9 protein-coding genes are annotated in these 9,406 nt (G+C 52.7%); 2 read left to right on the forward strand and 7 right to left on the reverse strand.

Annotated elements, in window-relative coordinates:
* Positions 1 to 54 precede the first annotated feature (54 nt).
* From QFX31_RS08460 to QFX31_RS08490, 7 genes are all read right to left on the reverse strand, one after another.
* Positions 55 to 1,083, reverse strand: coding sequence for a hypothetical protein (locus tag QFX31_RS08460; protein WP_348531676.1), 1,029 nt, complete (start codon positions 1,081 to 1,083; stop codon positions 55 to 57).
* Between the two features lie 72 nt (positions 1,084 to 1,155).
* On the reverse strand, positions 1,156 to 1,494 hold the full coding sequence (locus QFX31_RS08465; protein WP_348531668.1) for an Lrp/AsnC ligand binding domain-containing protein: 339 nt from the start codon (positions 1,492 to 1,494) through the stop codon (positions 1,156 to 1,158).
* A gap of 13 nt (positions 1,495 to 1,507) precedes the next feature.
* On the reverse strand, positions 1,508 to 1,705 hold the full coding sequence (locus QFX31_RS08470) for a hypothetical protein (protein WP_348531669.1): 198 nt from the start codon (positions 1,703 to 1,705) through the stop codon (positions 1,508 to 1,510).
* Positions 1,706 to 1,728: 23 nt separating this feature from the next.
* A complete protein-coding gene (locus tag QFX31_RS08475; protein WP_348531670.1) occupies positions 1,729 to 2,994 on the reverse strand; it encodes an alkaline phosphatase in 1,266 nt (421 codons plus the stop codon).
* Between the two features lie 185 nt (positions 2,995 to 3,179).
* Positions 3,180 to 3,980, reverse strand: coding sequence for an ABC transporter ATP-binding protein (locus QFX31_RS08480; protein WP_348531671.1), 801 nt, complete (start codon positions 3,978 to 3,980; stop codon positions 3,180 to 3,182).
* Positions 3,977 to 4,927, reverse strand: coding sequence for an iron ABC transporter permease (locus QFX31_RS08485; protein ID WP_348531672.1), 951 nt, complete (start codon positions 4,925 to 4,927; stop codon positions 3,977 to 3,979). The genes QFX31_RS08480 and QFX31_RS08485 overlap by 4 nt, the downstream gene beginning before the upstream one ends.
* 68 nt (positions 4,928 to 4,995) lie before the next feature.
* The gene (locus QFX31_RS08490) at positions 4,996 to 6,033 is read right to left on the reverse strand and encodes an ABC transporter substrate-binding protein (RefSeq protein ID WP_348531673.1); all 1,038 of its coding nucleotides are present in this window, start codon (positions 6,031 to 6,033) and stop codon (positions 4,996 to 4,998) included.
* Between the two features lie 367 nt (positions 6,034 to 6,400).
* Between QFX31_RS08490 and QFX31_RS08495 the strand changes: the two genes are divergently transcribed.
* Both QFX31_RS08495 and QFX31_RS08500 read left to right on the forward strand, forming a co-directional pair.
* Positions 6,401 to 8,407 carry a putative cobaltochelatase gene (locus QFX31_RS08495; protein ID WP_348531674.1) on the forward strand — a complete coding sequence of 669 codons (2,007 nt, stop codon included), beginning with the start codon at positions 6,401 to 6,403 and terminating at the stop codon, positions 8,405 to 8,407.
* 36 nt (positions 8,408 to 8,443) lie between these two features.
* Positions 8,444 to 9,343, forward strand: a complete 900-nt coding sequence (locus QFX31_RS08500; protein ID WP_348531675.1) for a dihydroorotate dehydrogenase — start codon at positions 8,444 to 8,446, stop codon at positions 9,341 to 9,343.
* The last annotated feature ends 63 nt before the right edge of the window (positions 9,344 to 9,406 follow it).

Consider the following 9,406-nt stretch of genomic DNA (forward strand, 5'->3'; position numbering starts at 1 on the left):
TCAAGTTAATAAGTAATTTGTATTTCGTGTCAATTAAAATAAATTGGGGTCCCTTTACGGGACTTTCTGGTACCTGTCTGTCGAGAACTTCTCGATTGTGCCGTTCCAGGCCGGCTTGAACGTGCTTATGGATGTGTTCCTGCATGTGCAGTCGAAGATCCCTATCTGCCCCTTGTTCGCCTTGCTGTAATCAGGGACATCGAAGAACCCGCCCATGCAGCACGGGAGCCAGTCCTCCATCGTCACAGCCCTGGACTTCGTGACCTCCAGCTTCATGCTCCTCTGTATGTCGAAGTTGCCGATGTAGTTCTCATCGATCTCGATAAGCGAGCCCTTCACACCGAGAGTCTTCATCGATGAGGAGGGGCCGTAGACTGTTACCTTTTTATCTTTGCCAGTCTTCGGGTCTTTTACTGTTTTTGATCCAGCCTTTAAAGTCTGTGGATTTGTTAGCAGCTCCGCGATATGCACGGTACCCTGGATGACCTTGTCCTCGAGCTTCATGCTCGCCAGACCATACCCGTCCTTCGTCTCCGTGGGTCCTGTGCAGTTCAGCTCTACAGCCATATCGCCCACGAAGCCGCGTGCGTACTCAAGCTGGTGGAGCATCATGCTCCCCTCCTGGTAGCTCTTCGCGACTGTCCTGTCCTTCAGAAGGGAGTTGTATGTTATCGGGTGAGAGGCATACCATCCTGTGCCGTATGCAAAGGTCATGGGCGACTGTGTCATGTCGCTCTGCCTGGTGAGCTTGATCACGCTGTTCGCGCCGGTCCACTGCTGCTTCCAGTCCGGTACAATCTTTCCGGTCGAAAGAGTCTGATAATAATAATATCCACCATGTCCCGTCTTCTGCTGCGAGTCTATTATATCCGCCACATCAAACGATCCGCTTCCGTGCATGTACTCGACAGCAGAGAGGTTGTTGGTGTTTATATTCTGGTACACCATCACAAAGCCCTCGCCGGTCACATCACCCTCTGAGTGATGAGTGTGCTTCAGAGCCTCCTTTCCTGGGTTGAGATCCCATAAACCTGCATATGAGCTTCCCAGTACAGATAATAGTACCAAGGAGATCACAATCATTTTGTTTTTCAGACGATTCATTTATATCCTCCCTCTTTTTAATACATTTTTTCAATATCATGAGATAAAGTATTATTTAAGTATTACTCTATCTGAAAAAGTCCTCTCATCTATGCTGGTGATATGATTTTGATCTTGGTGTAAAGCACTGAGATCCGAAGCTTCTCGATTCTTGAGAGAAAGAGATGTCCTGGAGAGCAGAGCATCGACAGAGATCACGCTGTTCAGCACCTCGATCTCCTTCAGGGATCTCTTAAGCATGGCCTGATCCTCAGTCTCAATTATCGCCAGAAAGTCATGATCGCCGAAGAGGGTGTACAGCTTCTCCACGCCCTCAATGGCCTTTATGGAGGTGTATGCGATGTTCTCCTGGCAGGGGACAGCCTTGATAAGAACTACAGCAGAGACCATGCTCCACCCCCGATCAGTAGGTCGCGCCTCCAGTGGGTATCTGCGTGTTTACAGAGCACCTTCCGGCGAGGGGACATATGCTGCATCTGAGCGCGAGGTATCTGACCGCGCCGGGTCTCAATCCAGCACGGTACAGCTTTTCGAGACAGCTCTCATACTCGATCAGATCATCCACTGTTGTGTTGTAGAGAACCCAATCAGATCCGGACAATCCTGACACCTCCGCAGAAATGATCAGAGGCCGAGGGCCTCTTTAATCAGTGAAAACACCTGGGTGTTGTCCATCAGTCCATGCACCAAGCTCGCTCCAGGACCTGTGGCCCTGATGGTGACATCTGCTCCTGTATGTGTGGCCTCGTCCATCTCCACGAGGAAGTTGCATTTCGGACTCTTGATCTCCACAGTACCTGAGCCGAAAACCGGCATGATGCCGCCGCTCTCATAGGACTCCAGGTTCTCCGGCTGGATGATGAGACCGCCGCACTCGTGATCCGCTGTTACAATCACCAGAGTATCCTTGTTCTTCATCGCAAAATCGAGCGCCTTTCCCACAGCCTCATCAAATGCCAGTGTGTCCATGGTGGCGTTCTCCAGGCTCCTCTCATGACAGGCGTGATCTATCCTGCCACCCTCCACCATCAGGAAGAACCCCTTCGGGTTCTTCGAGAGCAGATAGATCGCCTTCTCGGTCATCTCAGCCAGGCTGGGGTCAGGATCAGAGGATCTCGCCCTTACCAGCTCGTACTCCATATGCGAGTTCTCGAAGATGCCGAGAAGCCTCTCTGTGGAATTTGCATCAAGCCCTCTGAAGGCTGTTCCATTGTAAACAAAAGTGTAGCCGAGGGCGGTTGCAGTCTCTATGAGATTCCTGTCATCCGTTCTCTTCCCCTTCCCGCCCAGCGGGCTCGTATCGTTTTTGCCGATGAAATAGCTCATTCCGCCACCGAGCGCTACCTCCACCCCGCTTGTCAGAAGCTGCTCCGCAATCTTACTCTCGTTGTCCCTGTTGTCCACATGCGCGTAAAATGCCGCGGGGGTTGCATGGGTTATCCTGGTTGTGGTGACCACGCCCGTTGAGAGACCGGCCTTCTCAGCAAGCTCAAGGATTGTTGTGAGGTTCCTTCCATCCCTGATACCGGGAATCGCGGTGGCATCCTGACCGATCACACCGTTGTTTGTCTTGTGTCCTGTGGCCATCGCTGTTGATGCTGGGGCAGAATCCGTCACAAAGGAGTTCGCGCTGAATGTCCTGAGGATCCCCGTGTGCTCCATGCTGTCCATGTACAGGCGGGTATCCGCATATCTTGAAAGATTCCATCCGGCCTTCTCAATTCTGGCCATCGTCTCCTGGCTTATTCCCATGCCATCGCCTATCATCAGGATCACATTCTTGGCCCTCTGAGAATCCTTAAGCTCAGAGCCGTCTGCGCTGCCGATGGTCACGCACGAGAGCATGATCATCAAGCTAAGAAGTGCTGAAGTATATACTCCCATCTTCATTCAGAGACCTCCAAGCATCGATTTTTATTGGTGAATTTAATTTTGATCGAAATAGAATATAGTTTAGAACATTGTGTATATAGATTAATTTAAAATATATTCGAAGCGTTCGACGAAAATTGGAGCGCCCGTCTATGTTGTGGTTTCGGTCGCTGAATGGTGTATCGCTATATGATCCGCAATTTTCAGAGGGGGAACAGAAGTCTTCTTCCTTTTATCTCAAGCATCTCGACATCAATCCCATAAGCTGCTCGAATGTTCTCTACTGTCATGACCTCTTCGGGTGCGCCCATCGCGATGACATTATGCATTTCTGAGGGATCACCATCGACCTTTCTCATCAGGACTATTCTGTCAGAGAAGATCAGCGCATGGTTTGGATCGTGAAGCGACATCACAACCGTCATCAGGCCGCTTTCAGCGAACCCCCTGACGGTCTTCAGAATCCTGATCTGGTTCCTGAAATCGAGGTACGAGGTCGGCTCGTCGAGCAGCAAAAATGACGGCTCCTGCGCCAGCGCCCTTGCAATCATCGCAAGCTGGCGCTCGCCGCCGCTTATCTGATTGTATGGACGATCTGCTAAGTGAAGAGCAGCAACCATCTCCAGGGCCCTGTATGCCTTCTCCAGATCGCGCTTGCCTGGCTTTGATAAAGGGGAGATATATGAAAGCCTGCCGGTTAGCACCACATCCAGGACTGTGAATGGAAATGTCGACCTGTGGGCCTGCGGCACGTGCCCCATGAGCCTTGCCATCTCATTGGGCCTTATGGATCTGGTATCTCTTCCGTCGACATAAACCCGTCCGCTTGTTTGTGGCAGCAGCCCGTTGATTATCTTAAGCAACGTGGTCTTGCCGCAACCGTTTGGCCCCAGGAGGGTGACCACTTTTCCCTTTTCGATCTCCATGCATATGTTGTTGAGCACAGACCTGCCGTTATAGCTGAGCGATACACCATCGATCAGGATCCCATCACCAGAAGTCATTCCCATCCTCCGCTGCGTGTGCTTCTGAGCAGATACGCGAAGAACGGTGCACCTATCAGCGTGGTGATCACGCCTACAGGAACCTCAAAGCCCATTCCAGCGCGCGCAATATCGTCGACAAGAACCATGAACGCTGCTCCGGATGTTATGCAGAGCGGTATCAGATATGTATGATCGGGACCGAATATCATCCGCATCATGTGCGGTATCACAAGCCCGACAAAGCCTATTATCCCAGCAACTGAGACAACAGATGATGCAGCCAGAGAGGCTGCCAAGACGAATACAGCCTTGTAAAGCTCAGGGTTCATGCCCACCGATCTGGCCTCCTCATCCCCAAGAGCCAGGACGTTTAGCCTCCATCTAAGTAGAAATATCGTCACACATCCGATAAATGCAAGAGGGAATGAGCTGTGGATCTTCGACCAGCTCGCGCTTGCGAGGCTTCCCATGAGCCAGTAGACTATGCTCTGTAGGGCTCGTTCATTCACGGCCATCTGGACGATCGAAAGCAGGGAGTCAAAGAGTGCTGAGACGATCACACCTGCAAGCAGCAGGGATATTACAGGAGTGCTCCCGCGGGATGTTGCTATGTAGTATGCAAACCCAACTGCAACCAGGCTGAAGAAGAGTGCCGAGAGCTGTACAGGAAACTGAGGGGCAACAGCGAGCGAGAGAGCAGCACCAAATGCCGCACCCGATGAAAGTCCCAATATGTAAGGGCTTACCAGTGGGTTCCTGAATATCCCCTGAAATGCCGCGCCAGATACGGAGAGAGACGCACCGACCAGCATTCCAAGAAGAATGCGTGGGAGTCTGACCTCAAATATCACAGTGCTGTACACACTTGGATGTGACGTCTCAACACCCATGAGATTTAATATCATGACCCGAACGAGATCATCTGGTGCTATCGTGAACTTGCCTATAAAAAGCGAGAAGACCATTGCTATCAGCGGGGAGATTAATATAAAAATATAAAGGTATTTTTTATACGACATCAGGCTACCGACCGTCATGCCCTTTCCATGCTCGGGTAATGCACTCCCCACATTTCCACATGGAAGTCATCTATGGTCTTGTTCATATCTACGTCCTTGAACCTATCCGGATGGAGATCCATTGCGATATGAAGCAGTGCTAATGGCATTCTCGGAGAGAACGCATCGAAGAGATATGGATTCCTAATCTCGTAGACACGGCCGTTCTTCACAGCGTTTATATCCTTCCAGCCTTTGAAATCCTCACCGGTCATGATGTCCTCAGGATCGAGATTCTCGTTGTACCACATGTATATCACATCGGGATTGAGCTTTATCAGCGTCTCCAGGTTTAAGACAGGGTGCTCCATCGCCATGGCGGTATCGTTCTCAGCGAACTTCATAACATTGACACCGCCGGCAAGCTCTATGATATCATTTATCCCGCTTTTTACCCCCGCTGTGCCCAGAACATCGGTCCACATCCAGTAAACCTTCGGCCTCTCGCTCTCCGGAATGCTGCTGGTCACACCGGTTGTTATGTTCATGTAATCATGTATTATCCTCTTCACCTCAGCAGCCCGCTCCGTTCTGCCAGATATCGCCCCCATAGTGTCAACCTGATGGAGCACATCCTCCACGGATCGGACGAATATCGCAAAGACAGGCACACCAAGCGTCTCCTCGATCGCTTGTATGTTGACATCTTCCGTGGTGGTGGCCCAGAGGACCACGAGATCCGGATTCGCCCTGGCCAGGGATTCGAGATCAACACGATCGCCTGCCACGCTTATTGTGAGCTTCTTCTCGAAGTCCGGATCTATAACCGGGAAAATATCATCGAGCAGCTTTCGCATCCATCTGTCATCCTTCAGGGCCACGATGTTCTTGGGATCCCCCACTGCATAGTAGGTCTTGAGTGCGTTCTCCATCATGAAGACTATGCGCTCGCTGGGCGAGCTGATCGTTACATCACGCCCGAGGTCGTCCCTGACTGTGACCTCTTCGCAGGACACAGCTGATACAGCCAGAACAAAGCATACAAAGGCTGTAATCGCAGATCTCTTATGCATTTTTATCACCGATATCTAACTTAAGTATAAGTTTTTTAGGTTAAATAACATCATGTGCTATTTAATCTTTGCTAAATTGACATTCATCAAGCCCAAAGAGCTTGATTCCAGCATCTTACGGGCAGATTGGATCACTTTATGTATGGCTGATGCCTTTGGCAGTCTGTTAATCTGTAATGTCTCATCCAGCTGATTCGGCAGATTGGTAATCTCGCAGAAAGAGACAGAGTCCACGGTGATAGGAGCTACAGAGTTTGCCTCTCTGACGATTCGACCGCACGAGTCTCTATAATATTGGTCTCACATCTTAATACTAATAACTTACTTATATGACAAGATGTGATCAACCCACACAGAGGTATAAAAGATGCATCATCTCAAGAGGCGTACAATCCCGTTCACATCAATTGTCGGCCAGGATATGATGAAGCTGGCCCTTGTGCTCAACGCCATAAATCCAAGAATAGGCGGTGTCCTCATACGGGGAGACAAGGGCACCGCGAAATCCACGGCAGTTCGCGCCCTCGCAGATCTTCTCGATGAAATACCGATCGTTGACGGATGCCCGTTCAACTGCAACCCCTTCAGAGAGGATGAGATGTGTGATATATGCTACCAGAGGAGCCAGAATGGGGAGCTGCAGGTTCTCATGAGAAGGATGCCTGTCGTCGATCTCCCGCTCGGGGCCACAGAGGACAGGGTTGTTGGATCCCTGGATGTGGAGCGCGCGATAAAGGAGGGCATCAAGGCGCTGGAGCCCGGGATACTCGCAGCAGCAAACAGGGGCATTCTCTACATAGATGAGGTGAACCTCCTGGACGACCATGTCGCAGATGTTCTTCTCGATGCTGCTGCGATGGGGGTGAACATCGTCGAGAGGGAGGGGGTTTCTGTCGCCCATCCATCGAGGTTCATGCTCGTCGGGACGATGAACCCCGAGGAGGGAGAGCTCCGGCCGCAGCTCCTCGACCGCTTCGGCCTACAGGTCAATGTCGAGGTTATCTCCGATGTTGATCTCAGAGTAGAGATCGCAAAGAGGGCTGAGCGGTTTGAAGCAGATCCGGAGGGATTCGTCTCGGAGTGGAGCGAGGAGCAGAACCTTCTGAGGGAGCGTATACGCAGAGCGAAGCAGATGCTTCCTGATGTCGTTATGGACGATTCTCTCCTAAGGCTCATAGCCCAGACGTGCATCGATATGGGGGTCAGGACTCACAGAGCCGAGATAGTCACCGTCAGAACTTCCAGGACAATAGCTGCTTTCGAGGGGAGGAGTGATGTCACAGAGGAGGATGTGAGGAAGGCGATGATGCTGGCGCTGCCCCACCGCATGAGAAGCAGGCCGTTCGAGCCGCCATCGATGGCTCAGGAGAAGCTCGAGCAGGCGATGGCAAAGCACCAGGAGCAGAAGCATCAGCAGAAACACCAGCACGAGCATCCTGAGCATAAAAGTCATGAGGAGCGTTCCGAGGAGACCGGAGGGCAGGCAGACTCCAGGCCTGAGGAGAGGATCTTCGAGATAGGCTCTCCTATAGATGTGAAACAGCTCAGAAACGCCCTGAGGCGCGACAGGGTTCTGAGGAGAATGCCGAAGGGGAGAAGGGTGAGCAGCCTGAGCATGCGCAGATCCGGCAGGTACCTCAGATCCAGGCTGCCTCTGGAAGGGAGGGACATCGCATTCGATGCCACGATAAGGGCTGCTGCGCCTTACCAGCACATGCGTGAAAGAAGGTTCGCGGTCAGCATCCTCCCCCAGGACATAAGGGAGAAGGAGAGGGTGAGAAAGACCTCTGCCACTGTGCTCTTCGTCGTCGATGCGAGCGGCTCCATGGGCGCGATGCGCCGGATGGAGAGCGCCAAGGGTGCCGTGCTCTCGCTCCTCATGGAATCCTACCAGAAGAGGGACAGGATAGGGATGGTTGCGTTCAGGGGGAATGATGCAGATCTTCTTCTCCCGCCATGCTCAAGCGTGGATCTCGCAATGAAACGACTCGCAGAGCTCCCCACTGGCGGCAGAACTCCGCTGTCTGCAGGCCTCTCAAGGGCTCTCAGGGTCATACAGGGAGAGCTGATGAGGAACAGGGAGATCAGGCCGATGATGGTGCTCATTTCAGACGGCAGGGCGAACGTATCTCAATCAGGTGATCCTAAGAAGGAGATCGTTCAGCTCGCTGAGGAGGCGAGAAGGCTCGGTGTCCACACGGTGGTCATAGACACAGAGGTTGTGGGATCTTCATTCATGGAGATGAGGCTGGGGTACTGCAGGGACCTCGCGGAGGCAGCCGGTGGAAAATACTACCCCATAACAGATATCACGCCCGAAGCCCTGAGCAGGATCGTGGGGCAGGAGCACATGGGTCTGTTCCGGGGAAGCTGAGAAACCTTTTATCTCTGCAGGAGGATCTCCCCCTTCATGTCATCCCTCTCGGGAGATGTTGGCGGTCTCAGGCTTGGAAATCCTCTGATTCTCGCAGCCGGCATTCTTGGAACCACAGGCGCATCCATGCGCAGGGTTGCGCTTGCGGGTGCCGGCGCCGTGGTCACAAAGTCCATCGGAGTTGAGCCCAGGGATGGTCACCCAGGTCCAACAGTTGTCAGGCTTGGCGTTGGTCTCATAAATGCAATGGGCCTGCCAAATCCGTCTTACAGGGCATTCCAGGAGGAGATCGACGTCGCGCGAGAGGGCGGTGTGCCGGTGATAGCGAGCATCTTCGGCTCGTGTCCTGAGGAGTTCGCCGAGATCGCGGATGCTCTGGATGCAGATGGCTTCGAGCTCAACCTCTCCTGCCCGCATGCAGAGGGATACGGGATGGAGATAGGCTGCGATCCTGCGAACGTCGAGGAGATCACGAGAGCTGTGAAAAGGGCTGTGAACGTCCCTGTCTGGGTCAAGCTCACTCCGAACGTGACGGACATAAGGGTTCTGGGGATCGCAGCCCAGCGCGGTGGTGCAGATGCTGTCGTCGCCATCAACACCCTGAAGGCGATGGCGATAGATGTCGAATCCGGATACCCGATACTGGGAAATGTGATCGGCGGTCTCTCAGGCCCTGCAATCAAGCCTGTTGCTCTCAGATGCGTCTACGAGCTCTCCGGAGCTCTTGAGATACCTGTCATCGGAGTGGGCGGTGTATCATGCTGGCAGGACGCTGTCGAGATGATCATGGCAGGCGCATCTGGCGTTCAGATCGGCACAGCGCTCATGGGCGGTCTTGAGGTCATAAAGGAGATCACGAATGGGATCTCCAGGTTCCTCGAGAGGAAGGGCTGGAGGCTGGAGGATATCCGCGGAATCGCACGGAGGCGCAGATGAGGTTCAGGCCGGCAAACCTTGTCATAAAAGATGTGGTGCGTGAGACATCATCTGTAAGCACGA

Source organism: Methanothrix sp. (genome assembly GCF_030055635.1).
Taxonomy (GTDB): domain Archaea; phylum Halobacteriota; class Methanosarcinia; order Methanotrichales; family Methanotrichaceae; genus Methanothrix_B.

What these genes read in the sequence shown, in the direction of transcription:
- QFX31_RS08490 (WP_348531673.1), bottom strand. Translation starts at nt 6,033, where the DNA reads ATGCATAAGAGATCTGCGATTACAGCCTTTGTATGCTTTGTTCTGGCT.
- QFX31_RS08495 (WP_348531674.1), top strand. Translation starts at nt 6,401, where the DNA reads ATGCATCATCTCAAGAGGCGTACAATCCCGTTCACATCAATTGTCGGC.
- QFX31_RS08475 (WP_348531670.1), bottom strand. Translation starts at nt 2,994, where the DNA reads ATGAAGATGGGAGTATATACTTCAGCACTTCTTAGCTTGATGATCATG.
- QFX31_RS08500 (WP_348531675.1), top strand. Translation starts at nt 8,444, where the DNA reads ATGTCATCCCTCTCGGGAGATGTTGGCGGTCTCAGGCTTGGAAATCCT.
- QFX31_RS08460 (WP_348531676.1), bottom strand. Translation starts at nt 1,083, where the DNA reads ATGATTGTGATCTCCTTGGTACTATTATCTGTACTGGGAAGCTCATAT.
- QFX31_RS08465 (WP_348531668.1), bottom strand. Translation starts at nt 1,494, where the DNA reads ATGGTCTCTGCTGTAGTTCTTATCAAGGCTGTCCCCTGCCAGGAGAAC.
- QFX31_RS08480 (WP_348531671.1), bottom strand. Translation starts at nt 3,980, where the DNA reads ATGACTTCTGGTGATGGGATCCTGATCGATGGTGTATCGCTCAGCTAT.
- QFX31_RS08485 (WP_348531672.1), bottom strand. Translation starts at nt 4,927, where the DNA reads ATGGTCTTCTCGCTTTTTATAGGCAAGTTCACGATAGCACCAGATGAT.